This window comes from Acidovorax sp. M14, assembly GCF_049331375.1.
Lineage (GTDB): Bacteria > Pseudomonadota > Gammaproteobacteria > Burkholderiales > Burkholderiaceae_C > Acidovorax.
Genome location: NZ_CP186263.1, coordinates 3,626,509 through 3,643,191 on the forward strand (window position 1 = coordinate 3,626,509; position 16,683 = coordinate 3,643,191).

Genomic DNA, 16,683 nt, shown 5'->3' on the forward strand with positions numbered 1-16,683 from the left:
CATGTCACGCAAACCCAAAAAAGGCTACTTTGTGAAGGGCCATTTTGTTGCCGAAGGCAGCGAACTGGACATTCAACTCAAGGCCGAACTCAAAGGCACGCCCGATGCCAGCCGCACCGATCTCAAACGCGAGAGCGATGAACTGCAAGACCTGGGCAAGGAGTTGCTGACCCTGCGCGCCGACCTGTTCGACGCCGTGGGCCTGCCCGACAAACTGGTGGAAGCGCTGGCCGAGGCCAAGCGCATCACCAACTTTGAAGGCAAGCGCCGCCAGATGCAGTACGTGGGCAAGCTCATGCGCAAACTGGAGCCCGAACTGGTGGACGCCGCCCGCCAGGCCCTGGAAGAGCAACACAAGGGCTCTGCCACCGAAAAGCTGCAGCTGCACCTGGCCGAACAATGGCGCGACCGGCTGATTGCCGACGACGACACGCTGGCCGCCTGGATGGCCGAGCACCCCACCACCGATACGCAGCAGCTGCGCGCGCTGATCCGCCAGGCCCGCAAGGACGCCCAACCTGCGGGCAAGGAGGCCAATGTCCAGGTCTCGCAAGGTCTGGCCCCGCGCAAGGGCCGCGCATACCGCGAACTGTTCCAGCTGGTACGCGAGCACCTGGGTGGCACGGGCATGGCTGATGCTAGCGACACCAACGAGGACAACAGCGATGAGTGAGCCCCTGCACGACCCGGTAAAGATCGGCATCGTCTCCATCAGCGACCGCGCCAGCACCGGCGTCTATGAAGACAAGGGCCTGCCCGCGCTGCAAGACTGGCTGACGCGTGCGCTGCACAACCCCATCAGCTTCGAGCCGCGCCTGATCCCCGATGAACAGGCTGGCATCAGCGCCACGCTGATCGAGCTGGTGGACGCTGGCTGCAGCTTGGTGCTGACCACCGGCGGCACCGGCCCCGCACTGCGCGACGTGACGCCCGAGGCCACGCTGGCCGTGGCGCACAAGGAGATGCCCGGCTTTGGCGAGCAGATGCGCCAGATCAGCCTGAAGTTCGTTCCCACGGCCATCCTCTCGCGCCAGGTGGCAGTGATCCGGGGAAACAGCCTCATCATCAATCTGCCAGGCCAGCCCAAGGCGATTGCCGAGACGCTGGAGGGGCTCAAGGACGCCGACGGCAAGCAGATCGTGCCTGGTATCTTTGCTGCAGTGCCCTACTGCATCGACCTGATCGGCGGGCCTTACCTGGAAACGCGCGATGAGGTGTGCAAGGCGTTCCGGCCCAAGACGGCTATTCGCCCTCCTCGCACCGCCTGACGTCACTCATTGGAAACAGAAATAGCTGGTGACGCTTGATGATCAAGCGCCACCAGCTATTTTTTGATAGTACCTGTGCTGCAGACCCAGCCCTGGTCTCTGTTGGCTACTTGCCCACCAGCTCGTTGAGCTTGCCTGCCTCGAACTGTTCTTTGATCGCCGCGTCGCAAGGCACGCAGTCCTTGGCCTGCTGGTTGGCGGCCGAGAGTTTTTCGATGGCCCGCCACAGCAGCGCAATCTGATGCTCTTGCGATGAGGCGTTGTCGATCAAGCCGCGCATGGCCTGCGACAGTGGGTCGTCTTCCTGCGTAATGCCATAGGCGGTGAACTTGCGCGCCGGCTGGGATTCGGTCACGTCGGCACTCTGCCCCTCTTTGGACGGGATGATGCGCGCCGGGATACCCACCGCCGTGGCGCCTGCAGGCACCGGCTTGATGACCACGGCGTTGGAGCCGATCTTGGCACCATCACCCACCTCAAAGCCGCCCAACACCTTGGCGCCCGCGCTCACCACCACGTCCTTGCCCAGCGTAGGGTGGCGCTTGGTGCCCTTGTACAGCGAGGTGCCGCCCAGGGTCACACCCTGGTAGATGGTGCAGCCGTCGCCGATCTCGGCGGTCTCGCCCACCACCACGCCCATGGCGTGGTCGAAGAACACCCGCTCGCCGATCTTGGCGCCGGGGTGGATCTCGATACCGGTGAACCAGCGCGCAAAGTGCGAGATGAAGCGGCCCAGCCACTTGAGGCCGTGGTGCCAGCACCAGTGCGCGGGGCGGTGCAGCCAGATCGCATGCAGGCCCGGATAACAGGTGATCACCTCCCACGTGCTGCGCGCGGCAGGATCGCGGTCGAGGATGCACTGGATATCGGAGCGCAGGCGGGCGAGCATTGGTTGTTATGGTTATTTGTAAATGGGCTGCACAGTCTATCGTTTCGCCTGTGACGCCTCGATCATGGCCTTGGCGACACCTCTCAAGATGTGGATTTCCTCGGGGCTCAACTGCGCGCGGTTGAAAAGCTGGTTAAGGCGGGGCATGAGCTTCTTGGGCGCGGCCGGGTCCAGAAAGCCGATGGAGGTGAGCGCCTGCTCCCAGTGGCCCAGCATGCCCGCCACCTGCGCCGCGTCGGCCAGCGCGCGCGGCGGGGTGGCGTCCTGCACCGCAAAACCGCCCAATGCCTGGCGCCATTCGTAGGCGATCACCTGGATGGCAGCACCCAGGTTGAGCGAGCCAAAGCCGGGGTTGGTGGGAATCGACAGCGCTACATGGCAGCGGTACACGTCTTCGTTGGTCATGCCAAACCGCTCGGACCCGAAGAGAAAGGCCACGCCGGCTTGCGGGGCCGCGCCCGGGTCTGCAGGGGTGTCGCCGGATGAATTTGAAGGGTTTTGGGCCTCTTGCGCTAGTGCTTCATGCCTGAGCAGCTCACTTTTTAATAGCAGTTCAAAGTGGGCACGTGGCGCGGCCGTGGGCGGGCCGAAATCGCGGGGCGTCATGGCCGTGGCGCACAAGTGGCTCATGCCGTCCAGGGCCTCGTCCAGCGTGGCGACGATGCGCGCGTTGTTCAGCACGTCGAGGGCGCCGCTGGCGCGCTGGATGGTTTCCTCGCGCCGCAGCACGTTGGCCCAGCGTGGAGCGACCAGCACCAGGTCGTCAAACCCCATGGTTTTCATGGCGCGGGCGGCGGCGCCCACATTGCCGGCGTGGCTGGTGTTGATCAGGACAAAACGGGTCTTCATGGACGGGCGGGGCGAGAGGGAGAAAGCGGCCGGTTAGGCAAAAAAGGGCTCTGCGGGTAAAATCCCGCCCTCTATTGTCGCCGCCCGCATCGCCGGGACGGGTCGGACCTCCCCGCTCATCCTGTACGCAGACGCCCGCGCCACCCTGGCCGTGCGCTGCCAACCACCACAATTTATGTCGTCTACTCTGCACCCCATGCTCAACGTGGCCATCAAGGCTGCACGCGCCGCCGGCGCCATCATCAACCGCGCGGCCCTGGACGTGGAATCGGTGCGGATCTCGCAAAAGCAGATCAATGACTTTGTGACCGAGGTGGACCACGCCTCCGAAAAGATCATCATCGAGACGCTGCTGACGGCATACCCCGGCCACGGCATCCTGGCGGAAGAGTCGGGCAAGGAATACGGCGCGAGGGATTCGGAGTTCGTCTGGATCATCGACCCGCTGGACGGCACCACCAACTTCATCCACGGCTTTCCGGTGTACTGCATCAGCATTGCGCTGGCCGTGAAGGGCAAGATCGAGCAGGCCGTGGTGTACGACCCCACCCGTAACGACCTGTTCACCGCCACCAAGGGCCGCGGCGCCTTCCTGAACGAGCGCCGCATCCGCGTGAGCAAGCGCACCCAGCTCAAGGACTGTCTGATCTCCACAGGCTTCCCTTTCCGCCCCGGCGACAACTTCAAGAGCTACCTGAACATGATGGCCGACGTGATGCAGCGCACCGCCGGCCTGCGCCGCCCCGGCGCCGCTGCGCTGGACCTGGCCTATGTGGCTGCGGGCTTCACCGACGGCTTCTTTGAAACGGGTCTGTCGATCTGGGACGTGGCAGCGGGCTCGCTGCTGGTGACTGAGGCCGGCGGCCTGGTGGGCAATTTCACGGGCGAAGCCGACTTCCTGGAGCAGCGCGAGTGCCTGGCGGGCAACCCCCGCGTGTACGGCCAGCTGGTGCCCATCCTGGGCAAGTACAGCAAGTTTGCGAGCGCTGGCGACAAGGCGGCTGTGCGCCAGGCGGCTGCGGCCGATGCGCCAGCCACCGAGACCCAAGACACTAACGAAGGCGCGGATGCAGCAGAACCAGCCGCCCCGCAGGCCGACGCCGCCAAGGGCGAAGACGCGCCGTTCTGATCTTCCGTTCCCTCGCCCTTCGGGGCGAGGCGCTAGGCGGGGTCTGGATATTTCTGCGCAATGCTGCGGAAGTCTTCCGCAATGTCCACAAACGCATCCACCATGTCGGGGTCGAAGTGGGTACCCTTGCCCCGCACGATGGTGCTGCAGGCCTGGTCGTGCGAAAACGCGGGCTTGTACACCCGCTTGCTAATGAGCGCGTCGTACACGTCGGCCACGGCCATCAGGCGGGCCGACACCGGGATGGCATCGCCCGCCAAGCCCTGTGGATAGCCGGAGCCGTCCCACTTTTCCTGGTGGCTGTAGGCGATCTCCTTGGACACGCTCAAAAACGCCACACGCATGCCCAGGCGCCGCTCGGCTTCTTCGATCGCGTCGCGGCCCAGCGTGGTGTGGGTCTTCATCACCTCAAATTCTTCCACCGTGAGCTTGCCGGGCTTGAGCAGGATGCTGTCGGGGATGCCGATCTTGCCGATGTCGTGCAACGGGGCCGACTTGTAGAGCAGCTCGATCATGCGGTCGTTGAGCAGATGCTCAAAACGCGGGTGGTGGCGCAGGCGCTCGGCCAGCGTCTTCACATACAGCTGGGTGCGGCGGATGTGGTTGCCGGTTTCGTTGTCACGCGTCTCGGCCAGCGAGGTCATGGCCATGATGGTCACGTCCTGGATGGCCTGCACCTCCAGCGTGCGCATGGCGACCTCGCGCTCCAGATAAGCGCTTTTGTCGCGCAGGAAGTCGGCCGTGGCCTTGAGCGCCAGATGCGTGTTGACACGGGCCAGCAGGATGGGCGGGCTGATGGGTTTGGTGATGTAGTCCACCGCGCCCAGCGCCAGTCCCATGCGCTCGTCGTCGGTATCGGAGCGCGCCGTGAGGAAGATCACCGGGATGTCGCGCGTGGCGGGTGCCTCCTTCAGGCGGCGGCAGACCTCATAGCCATCCACCTCGGGCATCATGATGTCCAGCAGGATCAGATCGGGCGGCGTGGCCGACTGCGCAATCTTGAGCGCCTTCTCGCCGTGGTTCGCCACCTTGACCAGGTAATGCTCGCGCAGCAGGCTGCCCATGAGGGTGAGGTTCTCGGGCGTGTCGTCCACCACGAGCACGGTGGCAATCGGCTTGTCTACCAAGGTCGCCGGGCTGGAGGCAAAAGGCGCGTTGTCCATGCAAATGTCCTGCGTAAGTGCCGTTCAGGGGGATTCGAGGGCGGTGGATTCGGAGCCAGGCACCGCAGCCATGGCCTCCAGTGCCTGCTCGAAATCAAAGTTCAGGGTGTGCTTTTCAACAGCCTGGAAAGCGCTCCCCAGGGCCGCCTTGAGCAACACACCATTGTGTTGGAAAAACTCGGTGGCTGCAGGGTCGTCCTGCTCCAGCAAGTGGCGCAAATGGTGTTCGGCCTCGGCGGGCGTCATGTCCGGCTCAGATACGCCCGCAGATCGCGCCATGCCGGGCCCCGGTGCCGCTTGCCCCTGCACCGCTTGCAGCACCCAGTCCTGCAGCCCCTGCAGCAGCGGCTGTAGCGCAGCGCGCAGCTCCGCCAGCAACGGCACGATGGCCTCGTTGCCATGGCGAAAGCGCAGCGCGTGCTCCAGCGCCTGCGCGCGGTCCGACACGGCCTGCGCGCCAATGTTGGCGGCCACCGACCGCAGCGTGTGGGCCAGGCGCTCGGCCAGCGCTACGTCATGCACCGCGAGGGCGCGCTGCAGCTCTGGCAGCACCGGGGCCTGCCCTTGTACAAAGCGGCGCAGCATCTCGGCATACAGACCAGTTTTGCCCAGGGCACGCTGCAGACCCAGGTTGGTGTCCAGGCCCGGCAGATCAGGAACATCCACCGGTAGCCAGCCAGCGGCCGTCGCACCGGCAGCCCCTGCCGCCACCGATGCCGCCACTGGCGCCGCACTGCTGCGCGCGGGTGGGACTGCAGCACCCAGCCCCTCGCGGGGGCGAATCCACCGGGCCAGCGCAGCCCACAGGGCCGCAGGCTCGATGGGCTTGGCCACATGGTCGTTCATGCCGGCCGCGAAGCAGCGCTGCCGGTCCGCCTCCATGGCATTGGCCGTCATCGCGATGATGGGCAACTGCGCATAACGCGGGTTGCCGCGCAGCAGGCGCGTGGCCGTCTCGCCGTCCATGACGGGCATCTGCATGTCCATGAGCACGGCGTCGTAGTGCTTGCGTTCGATGTGGTCGATAGCGATCTGCCCGTTCTCGGCTACGTCGACGGCAAAGCCTGCGTCCAGCAGCAGCTCCATCGCCACCATCTGGTTGAGCTCGTTGTCCTCGACGAGCAGCACGCTGGCGCCCCGGATGTCCAGGGGCAGCTCGTCGGCCGCAGGGGCGGGGGTGACCGCACGGCGTCGCTCCGAGCCCGATGCCTCCAGCGGCTGCATCAGGGTGTCGAACAGCAGCGAGGCATTGACGGGCTTGATGAGCACGGTTTCGATGCCCTGCGCACGTGCGGCCCGCATCACGTCCTCGCGCCCGTAGGCCGTCACCATCAGCATCTGCGGCACCTTGGGCATGCCCAGGCTGCGGATGTGGCCGGCCAGCTCCACGCCATCCATGCCCGGCATGTGCCAGTCCAGCAGCAACAGGCCAAAAGGCTGCTGATGGGTCATGGACTCGCGCAGCCGGTCCAGCGCCTCCAGGCCCGAATGCGCCTGTTCCACCACAAAACCCATGGCTTGCAGCATGTCGGACAGCACCGTGGCCGCCGTGTGGTTGTCGTCCACCACCAGCACCCGGGTGCCCCGCAGGTCGGGCGGTGGCAGCAGCACCCGAGCCGGCGCGCCGCGCTCCAGCGGCACCGACACCCAGAAGGTGGAGCCCTTGCCGAAGCGGCTTTCCACGCCCACCTCGCCACCCATCAGCTCGGCCAGGCTCTTGCAGATCGCCAGCCCCAGGCCGGTGCCGCCGTAGCGGCGCGTGGTGGAGGTGTCCGCCTGCTGGAAGCTCTGGAACAGGCGCGCCATCTGCTCGTCGGTGAGCCCGATGCCGGTGTCACGCACCTCGAAACGCAGCCGCACCCGGTTTCCCATCTCCTCCAGCAAACGCACGGCAATGCTGATCTCGCCCGACTCCGTGAACTTGATGGCGTTGTTGGCGTAGTTGATGAGGATCTGGCCCAACCGCAACGCATCGCCCACCAGGTTGGGGGGCACGTCGCTGGCCACATCGCAGACCAGCTCCAGCCCTTTGGCTCCGGCCTTGTAGCCCACCACGTCCGACACGCTTTCGAGCATGCGGTCGAGCAGGAACGGCTGGCGCTCAACCACCAGCTTGCCCGCCTCGATCTTGGAGAAGTCCAGGATGTCGTTGATGACGCCCAGCAGGTGCTGGCCCGCCTGCTGGATCTTGCTCACATAGTCGTGCTGGCGCGGGCTCAGGCCCGACTTGAGCGCCAGATGCGACATGCCGATGATCGCGTTCATCGGCGTGCGGATCTCGTGGCTCATGTTGGCCAGGAAGTTGGACTTGAGCGCGGTGGATTCCTCGGCCAGCTCCTTGGCGCGCCGCAGTTCCTGTTCAGCACGCTGGCGGTCGGTGATGTCCACAAAGGTGCCGATGGTGCCACCCGCCGTGCCATCCGGGCGTGCAAAGCCATGCAGCCAGAACAGCGTGTGGTGCAGCTCACCGTCGGCGTACGGCAAGTCGACCTCGCGGTGCACCTTGCGCTCGCCTTCCATGGCCTGTACCGCGTCCTGCTCAAAGCGGGTGCGGGTCTCCTGCGGCAGGTAGTCCAGGTCCATCACCGTCTTGCCGATGAGCGCCTCGCGCGTTACCCCGAAAGCCTGCTCGTAGGCACGGTTCACCCCGATGTACCGCCCGTCTGCCCCTTTGTAGAACAGGGGCACCGGGATGGCATCGATCAGCGCCTGCTGGAAATCCAGCTGCCCCGCCACCTGTTCCTCCAGGAGCTTCTGATCGTGGATATCCACGTTGACCCCCACCACCCGCACGGGCTGGCCCTGGGCATTGCGAAAAATGCGTGCAGCCTCCAGGAACCAACGCACCTCTCCGTCCGGGCGCACGATGCGCCAGGAGTCGCGCAGGTAATCCTCGGTGCCAGCCAGGCAGCTGTCGAAATAAGCACCCGCCTGGTCGCGGTCCTCGGGGTGCAGGCAGTTGAGCCAGAAGTCTCGTCCGTCGGGCTGGGTGCCAGGCGGCAGGCCCATCATCTGCGCCAGCTTGTCCGACCAGACGATTTCGCCGGTGACTAGGTTCAGGTCGAACACCCCGATCTTGCCCGCCTCCTGCGCCAGCTCCAGGCGCTCCTGGGCCTGCTGAATGACTTGTTCGGCGCGCCGCTGCTCGCTGACGTCTTCAATCACCCAGATCGAGGCGGTGCCAAAGTCGTCCATCTTCAGGCTGCGGCCCGCCAGGCGTGCCTCGAACCGGGTGCCATCCAGCCGGTACAGCGTCGCGGTCTCGCGCAGCGCCTGGCCCGACGCCAATCCGGGCGTCACGCGGGCGGTGAACAGGTCGGCATGGCCCGCACCACCGAACAGCACCGACACCCCTAGGCCCAGCAGCTGGGATGCCGTGCCGCCCATGAGGTCCACAAACGCGGGGTTGAACTGGCGGAACTGCCCGTCGCACACCAGCACGATGGGCGGTGCGTTGTCGAAGATGGCGGTCTGCTGCTCCAGCAGTTCATTGAGCAAGCGCTCGCGGCGCTCCAGCTCCTTTTGCGCCTGGATGCGCTCGGACACGTCCTCGTGCAAACCCACAATACCGATGCGCTTGCCATGCCCGTCAAACACGGGGGACAGCGTGGCCTCGTCGTGGTAGATGGTCCCGTCCTTGCGCCGGTTGACGAACTGGCCTTGCCAGGATTTGCCCGACAGCAGTGCCGACCACATCAGTTGATAGGTCTGCGCGGGCGTCTGGCCGCTCGCCACCAGCGAGGGCTTTTTGCCCCGCACCTCGTCGAGCGAATACCCGGTATTGCGCTCGTACTGGGGGTTGACCCAGTCGATGCGGCCCTCGCCATCGGTGATCACCACCGAAACGGGGCTGCTCTCCAGCGCGGTCCCCAGCACCCGGAAGCGCTCCAGCGCGCTGGCCACGCGCGCGCGGCTGCGCAGCAAATCCAGCAGCAACAGGCCCAGCAGGCAAAACAGCACAAAGGCCACAGCCCCGATGCGGGCGCGCTGTGACGACGTCATCAAGGCACTGATGTCGTCCAACGCCACCAGTTGCCACTCACCGGTCGGGTCGTGCCAGTCGATGGCCCGGCGCTCGACCGCATGGGGCACACCATTGATCTGTACCTCACCCGCATCGGCCGCAAACGGCAGTGCAGAGGCCACGCCGTTGTCAAAGTGGCGGCCGAACTGGCGCGTGGCCCGGATGGCGTCGATGCGCGCCTGGGTGAGCGGCGGTGCCACCGCAAACTGCCACTCGGGCCGCGTAGCGGCAAAAGCCACGCCCTGCGGCGACAGCAACACCATGGGCAGGCCCGCGCGCTTGAGCAGCAGGTCCACCGGCTCAAAGCCCACCTTGAACATCACCACGCCGATGATGTTGCTCGAAGGCGTGTCGCTTTCGTACAGCGGCGCCGCGTAGTACAGCCCGCGCTCCTGGGTGTTGCTGCCAATGGCCGCATACACGCTGGTCGCACCCTGGATGGCCTGCTGGAAATAGGGGCGAAACGCCAAGTTCAAGCCCGTGGACCTTTCGCCCGGCGTCTCATGGGCCACCACAGTGCCGTCTGCCGACATGACATACACGCCCTGCACCAGAAAGCGCCCCCGCGCCACGGCCAGTCGGGACAGGGCTTCGGGGTGATCGGGAGGCAAGCGGCCCAGCGCCATGTCCTTGAGCAGCGGCTCGCTCAGCCCCATCAAAGAGACCGCCCCCAGCATGGAGCCACCGGTGGTCTGTGCTTGCAAGGTGTCTGCTGTCTGCTGCAGCAGGCGCGAGCGCTCGGCAGACCTCTCGCCGGCACGCCAGTGTTGCGCACCCTGTACCACCAGCACTGCACCCAACAGCGCGAGGACTACGACCAGCAGCAAGCCACGCAGGCCAGGCGCTTTGCGGTCCAGAAGTTTGTCAAACCACATGCCTACGTCCTTGCCACGCGGGCTCTCTGCACTGCGGATCGGTTACCGTCAGCCTGCGGGGTCCAGCAATGCATCGATAGCCTCCGCCGGCCCGGGCCTTCCAAACAGATACCCCTGGAAGCCCTCGCACCCGTGCAGCCTCAGGAACGACAGCTGCCCCGTCGTCTCCACCCCCTCCGCCACCACCTCCAAATCCAGGCTCTTGGCCAGCGCCAGGATGGTCCGAACTATCGCCGCGTCGTTCGGGTCTGTCAGCACGTCCCGCACGAAGCTCTGGTCGATCTTCACCTGGTCCAGCGGCAGGCGCTTGAGGTAGGACAGGGACGAGTAGCCGGTGCCGAAGTCGTCCAGCGCAAAGCCCACGCCTTCGCTTTTGAGTTGCACCATGCGTGCGATGGTGTCTTCGATGTCTCCCAGCAGCAGGCTTTCGGTGAGTTCGAGTTTGAGTTGCCGGGGGTCGGCGTTGTGGTTCTTCAAGGTTTGCAGCACTTCGGCCACGAAGCCGGGTTGCCTGAATTGGCGGGCGCTGACGTTGACGGAGATGGACAGGTGGGCGGTGTCCGGGTGCTGGCTCCAGCGCTGCAGTTGTTCGCAGGCGGTCTGGAGCACGTATTGGCCCAGGGGGAGGATGAGGCCGGTCTGTTCTGCCAGGGGGATGAAGTCGGCCGGGCTGATCATGCCGCGCTGGGGGTGGCGCCAGCGCACGAGGGCTTCTGCGCCCAGGAGGCGGGCGTGGTGGTCGACCACGGGCTGGTAGTGCACGAGCAGCTCGCCCCGGGCCAGGCCCTGGCGCAGGTCGGCTTCGAGGTTGGAGCGGGCGTTCACCGCTGCCTGCATGTCGGGGTCGAAGAATCTCTGGGTGTTGCGGCCTGCGGCTTTGGCCTGGTACATGGCCAGGTCGGCACGCTTGAGGAGTTCGTCCACGGTGAGGCGTTCGTCGCCAAACAGGGTGATGCCGATGCTGGGGGTGCTGTAGTGCTGGGCGCCGTCCAGGTTGAAGGGCTGGTTGAGGCTGGCCAGGAGTTTTTCTGCGACGGTTTCTGCCTGGGTGGCGGCGTTTTGCAGGTCGGGGGCCAGGGCTTCGAGCATGACGACGAATTCGTCGCCGCCAAAGCGGGCGACGGTGTCGGCTTCGCGCACGCTGCCCACCAGGCGGGCGGCGACCTGGGCCAGGAGCTGGTCGCCCATGTCGTGGCCCAGGGTGTCGTTCAAGTCTTTGAAGTTGTCGAGGTCGATGAACAGCAGGGCGCCGAGATTGCGGGTGCGCTGGCAGGCGGCGATGGAGCGTTGCAGGCGGTCCAGCAGCAGGCGGCGGTTGGGCAGACCCGTGAGCGCGTCGTAGAACGCCAGGCGTTCGATCTCCTGTTCGGCCAGCTTGCGGTCGGTGATGTCCATGGTGAAGCCATGGGACACCACCGAGCCATCGGCCTCGCGGTGTGGAATGGCGTTGGTCATGTGCCAGCGCACGCTCCCGTCATTCATCCGCACACGGTATTCGCACTGCCAGGGCACCAGCTTGCGCACCGACATCATGGCCGAGCGCTGCACCAGCGGCAGGTCTTCGGGCACCACGCGGTGCATGAGCACGCCGTGGTCGGCCGTGACCTCGTGCGGTTCCACGCCCATGAATTCGCGCACGGCATCGCTGATGTACTGCACGCTGGTGCCACCATCGGTATGCAGCCGGTATTCGTAGATGAAGCCGGGGATGCGGCTGGCAATGCGCTGAATGAACAAGAGTTGTTCGCGCAATTGCTCCGCAGCGCGGTGCTCGTCCGTCACATCCTGCACCACCCCCATGACGACCTGCACACCGTCGCGCGGCAGCGTGCGTTGAACCCGCGAACGCATCCAGCGCACTTCGCCATCTGGCCGGCGCCAGCGGTACTCCACATCCAGGCCAGATCCCCGTTCTCGGATCTTGTCGAACACGTGCCGGTCTTCCGGCAGGATGCCGCTCACCGCGCGCTCGGGGTCCACCCATTCCTGCTGCTCAAACCCGGCGATGTCGCACAGGCCCGGCGACCAGAGCAGCACCGTTTCGCCCGGGTCTTCAATGCGCCGCCAGTGGCCGGTGCGCGCCAGACTCTCCATGGTGTTGAACACATCGGTCTGTTCGCGCAACTCGCGCCGCACTTCTTCCAGCGCGCGTTCGGACGCGGCCAGCGACACCCGCAGATTCTCGGCCTCCGAGGCATCGCGCACCGTGACCACGATGCAGTCGTTCGTCACCCGGCGGGCCGACAGGTCCCAGGCCAGCAACAGCCGGCCGGGCTCGCGCACCACCTGGCGGCACTCCAGCGGTGCACCCACGCGCACCACGCCGAGCAACTGGTCCATCAAGGGCGTATTGGCCAGCAGGTCGAACACCTCGGATGCGTCCACGCCCGGGTGCCGCACCGCGCCCAGCCCCGGCATACGCCGGGCCGCGGCATTGGCGGCCAGCAGCAGCAGGCGGCCGTCCTGCAGACGGAACTCCATGAGCGCCACCGGCACTGCATCCACCAGCGCTTGCAGGCGCGCCTGCGCCATGGGCTCGATGAGGCCGTCCCCGGCAGGGGCGAGGAGGTCGGTCAGCAGTTCGGACGAAATCACGGTCGCTCTGAAGCCTCTGAATCCTGGGGTTGAAACACCAATGCGCAAACGGAGGATGGCTCCGTTCAGGGTCAAGCTGCCAGCATACAGCCAAGAGTATGTCAAAACGTAACATCTTGGCAGAACGCAGTGGAATTCACCAAGGGGAAACCCGATGACCGAACTGCTACAGTCCACGCCTCATTCCTGCCACCCCCTGCATGTCCGACACGCTCGAACACCACACGCCCATGATGCAGCAGTACCTGGCCCTCAAGGCCGGGTACCCCGAGACGCTGCTGTTCTACCGCATGGGCGACTTCTACGAGGTCTTCTGGCAAGACGCCGAAAAGGCCGCGCGCCTGCTCGACATCACGCTCACGCAGCGCGGCCAGTCGGGCGGGCAGCCGGTGGTGATGGCCGGTGTGCCCTTCCACGCGCTGGAGAACTATCTGGCGCGCCTCATCAAGATGGGCGAGTCGGTGGCCATTGCCGAGCAGGTGGGCGAGGTGGGCGCGAGCAAGGGCCCGGTGGAGCGCAAGGTGGTGCGCGTTGTCACCCCCGGCACGCTGACCGACACGGAGCTGCTGTCCGACAAATCCGAATCGCTGCTGATGGCCGTGCACCAGGCGCCTCGCGCACGGTGCGGCCTGGCCTGGCTGAGCGTGACGCAGGGCCGCGTGTTCCTGGCCGAATGCGCGCTGGACGAACTGGGCGCCTGGCTGGCGCGCGTGGCGCCCAGCGAGCTGATCTACAGCGCAGGCGTGACCGAACGCTTTGAGCAACAACTGCAGGTGCTGCGCCAAGGCGGCGCCTTCACCTGCCCGATGAGCCTGCGGCCCGATTGGCAGTTTGACAGCGCCCTGGGCGAGCGCAAACTGCTCGAAAACCTGGGCGCGGCCAGCCTGCAGGCCTGGGGTGCGCAAGACCTGGGCGAGGCCCATGCCGCCGCCGCCGGGCTGCTGACCTATGCCGAACACACGCAGGGCCGCACGCTGACCCACGTGCACAGTGTGCAGGTGCAGCGCAACGACGACCTCATCGACCTGCCCGCCACCACGCGCCGCAATCTGGAGCTGGTGAAGACCCTGCGTGGCGACGATGCGCCCACGCTGTTCTCGCTGCTGGACACCTGCATGACGGGCATGGGCAGCCGCCTGCTCAAGACCTGGCTGCTGGAACCCCGCCGCGACCGCGCCGAGGCACGCCAGCGCCTGTCGGCCACCACGGCCTTGCGGGGCGCGGGCGGCGCAGGTGGCGGTGCGGGCCCCTGGTCGACACTGCGTGGCGAACTCAAGGGCGTGAGTGATGTGGAGCGCATCACCGCCCGCGTTGCGCTGCGCCAGGTGCGCCCGCGCGAGCTGGTCGCGCTGGGCAAGACGCTACAAAAAGCAGAGCTGCTTGCGCTCAATGGACGGGCGCCAGAGCCCTTTTTGATGCAAATTTTCAGCCATCTGCAGCCGCCCGAGGGCTGCATGGCCCTACTGCAGGCCGCGATTGCCGAAGAGCCTGCCGCCCTGGTGCGCGACGGCGGAGTGATCGCCAATGGCTTCGACACCGAGCTGGACGAGCTGCGCGCCATCCAGACCAATTGCGACACCTTTTTGCTCGACCTGGAAGTCCGCGAGAAGGCACGCACCGGCATCCCCAACCTGCGCGTGCAGTTCAACAAGGTGCATGGCTTCTACATCGAGGTCACCAGCAGCCATGTCGAGAAGGTGCCCGATGACTACCGCCGCCGCCAGACGCTGAAAAACGCCGAGCGCTTCATCACGCCCGAACTCAAGGCGTTTGAAGACAAGGCCCTATCAGCCAGCGAGCGTGCACTGGCGCGCGAGAAGTGGCTGTATGAACAGATCCTGGACCAGCTGCAGCCCCACATTCCGCAGCTGACCCGTCTGGCGCAGGCGCTGGCCACGTTGGACGTGCTGTGCACACTGGCCGAGCGCTCGCTCACCCTGAACTGGTGCGCGCCGCAGTTTGTGCCCGAGCCCTGCATCGAGATCGAGGGCGGCCGTCACCCCGTGGTCGAAGCCCGCCTGGCCGAGACATCGAGCGGCAGCTTCATCGCCAACCACACGCGGCTCAACGCCAACACGCGCATGCAGGTCATCACCGGCCCCAACATGGGCGGTAAATCGACCTACATGCGGCAGGTGGCGCTGATCGTGCTGCTGGCCAGCATGGGCAGCCATGTGCCTGCCGCCAGTTGCCGCCTGGGGCCCATCGACGCCATCCACACCCGCATCGGCGCGGCCGACGACCTGGCCAACGCACAGTCCACCTTCATGCTGGAGATGACCGAGGCCGCGCAGATCCTGCATGCCGCCACGCCCCACAGCCTGGTGTTGATGGACGAGATCGGCCGGGGTACCAGCACGTTCGACGGCCTGGCGCTGGCCAGCGGCATCGCCACCCACCTGCACGACAAGACCCGCGCCTTCACGCTGTTCGCCACCCACTATTTCGAGCTGACCGAACTACCCGCCAAGGCGCGCCACGCGATCAACATGCATGTGAGCGCCACCGAGAGCGGCGCAGACATCGTGTTCCTGCACGAAATCCAGCCCGGCCCGGCCAGCCGCAGCTACGGGATTCAGGTGGCCAAGCTGGCGGGCATGCCCTCGCCCGTGCTGCACCACGCCCGCCATGCGCTGGCCGCGCTCGAAGAGCGCGCGGGCGAGGATGAATTGCAGGTGGACTTGTTCGCCGCGGCCGAGGTGCCCGAGAGCGCGGGCGCCAGCCCGGTGGAAGCCGCGCTGGCCGGCATCAACCCCGACGCGATGAGCCCCCGCGAGGCGCTGGATGCGCTGTACCAGCTCAAGAAGATGCTGGGCTGACGCGGCGCACAGCCTGCCCAGCAGAACGCTGCCAAGGGGGCCTCTGGCAGCGCATAGGGAGGTTTTTTAAGCCCGAATCGCCCCAAGCGCTAGTGCTACATGCCTCAATTGCTATCATTTTTGAATCAACTGCAGCCTTGGTCATTCGGGGGCACCCGATAGGGGTGCAAGGCCTCGGTGGCTTGGGCGACTAAACTCGCGGGTTCTCTCCCTCCAACGAACCCCATTGCTCCATGACGTACTGCGTCGCCATCAAACTCAACGCCGGGCTGGTTTTCCTGTCCGATTCCCGCACCAATGCCGGCCTGGACCAGATCAGCTCGTTCCGCAAGATGATGGTCTATGAGAAGACGGGCGACCGCTTCATGGTGCTGCTGTCGGCGGGCAACCTGTCCATCTCGCAGTCGGTGCGCGAGATCCTGCAGACCGAGCAGATCAAGGACAGCGAGTCGGGCGAGGCCATCACGATCTGGAACGCCAAGAGCATGTTTGATGCCGCCCGCGTGCTGGGCGCCGCTGTGCGCCACGTGCACGAGCGCGACGGCGCCGCCCTCAAGCGGTCGGGTGTGGACTTCAACGTGTCCCTGGTGTTTGGTGGCCAGATCAAGGGCGAGGGCATGCGCCTGTTCCAGGTCTACTCGGCGGGCAACTTCATCGAGGCCACGTCCGAAACGCCGTACTTCCAAGTGGGCGAATCCAAATACGGCAAGCCCGTGCTCGACCGCGTGCTCACGCCCGAAACCCCGCTGGACGAGGCCGCCAAGTGCGCACTGGTGTCGATGGACAGCACGCTCAAATCCAACCTGTCGGTGGGCCTGCCCCTGGACTTGGTGGTGTACGAGGCCGACCGCTTTGCCACCGACAAGGTGATCTGCATCGACGAGAACAACCCCTACTTCCGCATGCTGCACGACAGCTGGGGCCAGAAGCTGCGCCAGGTGTTCGACAGCATCGAAGACCCGGCCTGGAGCGGCGGCGCCACCGAGGTGCCGATCATGGTCACCCCCTCGCGCAGCAAGCCGCTCAAGAAGATCACGAACCACACCGACCGGCTGATCTGACGCTCTGCTGC

At 65.8% G+C, this 16,683-nt stretch carries 10 protein-coding genes; 5 read left to right on the forward strand and 5 right to left on the reverse strand.

Translation table 11 applies throughout. The annotated features are described in order from the left end of the window. Position 1: 1 nt before the first annotated feature. Both yjgA and mog read left to right on the forward strand, forming a co-directional pair. The gene (gene yjgA, locus ACOYR4_RS16950) at positions 2-673 is read left to right on the forward strand and encodes a ribosome biogenesis factor YjgA (RefSeq protein WP_094286951.1); all 672 of its coding nucleotides are present in this window, start codon (positions 2-4) and stop codon (positions 671-673) included. Then, complete coding sequence (gene mog / locus ACOYR4_RS16955) at positions 666-1,268, forward strand: molybdopterin adenylyltransferase (RefSeq protein WP_422847403.1); 603 nt, start codon at positions 666-668, stop codon at positions 1,266-1,268. Before yjgA ends, mog begins: the two co-directional genes overlap by 8 nt. Before the next feature lie 106 nt (positions 1,269-1,374). Here mog and cysE read toward each other — a convergent pair whose 3' ends face one another. Together cysE and ACOYR4_RS16965 are read right to left on the reverse strand one after the other, a co-directional pair. Continuing rightward, positions 1,375-2,157 carry a serine O-acetyltransferase gene (gene cysE, locus ACOYR4_RS16960; protein ID WP_422847404.1) on the reverse strand — a complete coding sequence of 261 codons (783 nt, stop codon included), beginning with the start codon at positions 2,155-2,157 and terminating at the stop codon, positions 1,375-1,377. Between the two features lie 36 nt (positions 2,158-2,193). Further along, a complete protein-coding gene (locus tag ACOYR4_RS16965; protein WP_422847405.1) occupies positions 2,194-3,006 on the reverse strand; it encodes an RNA methyltransferase in 813 nt (270 codons plus the stop codon). A gap of 175 nt (positions 3,007-3,181) precedes the next feature. Between ACOYR4_RS16965 and ACOYR4_RS16970 the strand changes: the two genes are divergently transcribed. Continuing rightward, positions 3,182-4,135: an inositol monophosphatase family protein gene (locus ACOYR4_RS16970; RefSeq protein ID WP_043565586.1), complete on the forward strand. Its 954-nt coding sequence runs from the start codon at positions 3,182-3,184 to the stop codon at positions 4,133-4,135. Positions 4,136-4,167: 32 nt separating this feature from the next. On the opposite strand, the gene ACOYR4_RS16975 is transcribed toward ACOYR4_RS16970, so the two are convergent. From ACOYR4_RS16975 to ACOYR4_RS16985, 3 genes are read right to left on the reverse strand one after another with little or no spacing between them, the layout of a single operon-like run. Continuing rightward, the gene (locus ACOYR4_RS16975; RefSeq protein WP_110959927.1) at positions 4,168-5,298 is read right to left on the reverse strand and encodes a response regulator; all 1,131 of its coding nucleotides are present in this window, start codon (positions 5,296-5,298) and stop codon (positions 4,168-4,170) included. A gap of 24 nt (positions 5,299-5,322) precedes the next feature. Further along, positions 5,323-10,197, reverse strand: a complete 4,875-nt coding sequence (locus tag ACOYR4_RS16980; RefSeq protein WP_422847406.1) for a PAS domain S-box protein — start codon at positions 10,195-10,197, stop codon at positions 5,323-5,325. 48 nt (positions 10,198-10,245) lie between these two features. Next, on the reverse strand, positions 10,246-12,792 hold the full coding sequence (locus tag ACOYR4_RS16985) for a putative bifunctional diguanylate cyclase/phosphodiesterase (protein ID WP_422847407.1): 2,547 nt from the start codon (positions 12,790-12,792) through the stop codon (positions 10,246-10,248). A 200-nt stretch (positions 12,793-12,992) separates the two neighbouring features. Between ACOYR4_RS16985 and mutS the strand changes: the two genes are divergently transcribed. Together mutS and ACOYR4_RS16995 are read left to right on the forward strand one after the other, a co-directional pair. Continuing rightward, positions 12,993-15,611, forward strand: coding sequence for a DNA mismatch repair protein MutS (mutS, locus tag ACOYR4_RS16990; protein WP_422847408.1), 2,619 nt, complete (start codon positions 12,993-12,995; stop codon positions 15,609-15,611). A 233-nt stretch (positions 15,612-15,844) separates the two neighbouring features. Then, a complete protein-coding gene (locus tag ACOYR4_RS16995; RefSeq protein ID WP_015015191.1) occupies positions 15,845-16,672 on the forward strand; it encodes a proteasome-type protease in 828 nt (275 codons plus the stop codon). Positions 16,673-16,683 lie beyond the last annotated feature (11 nt).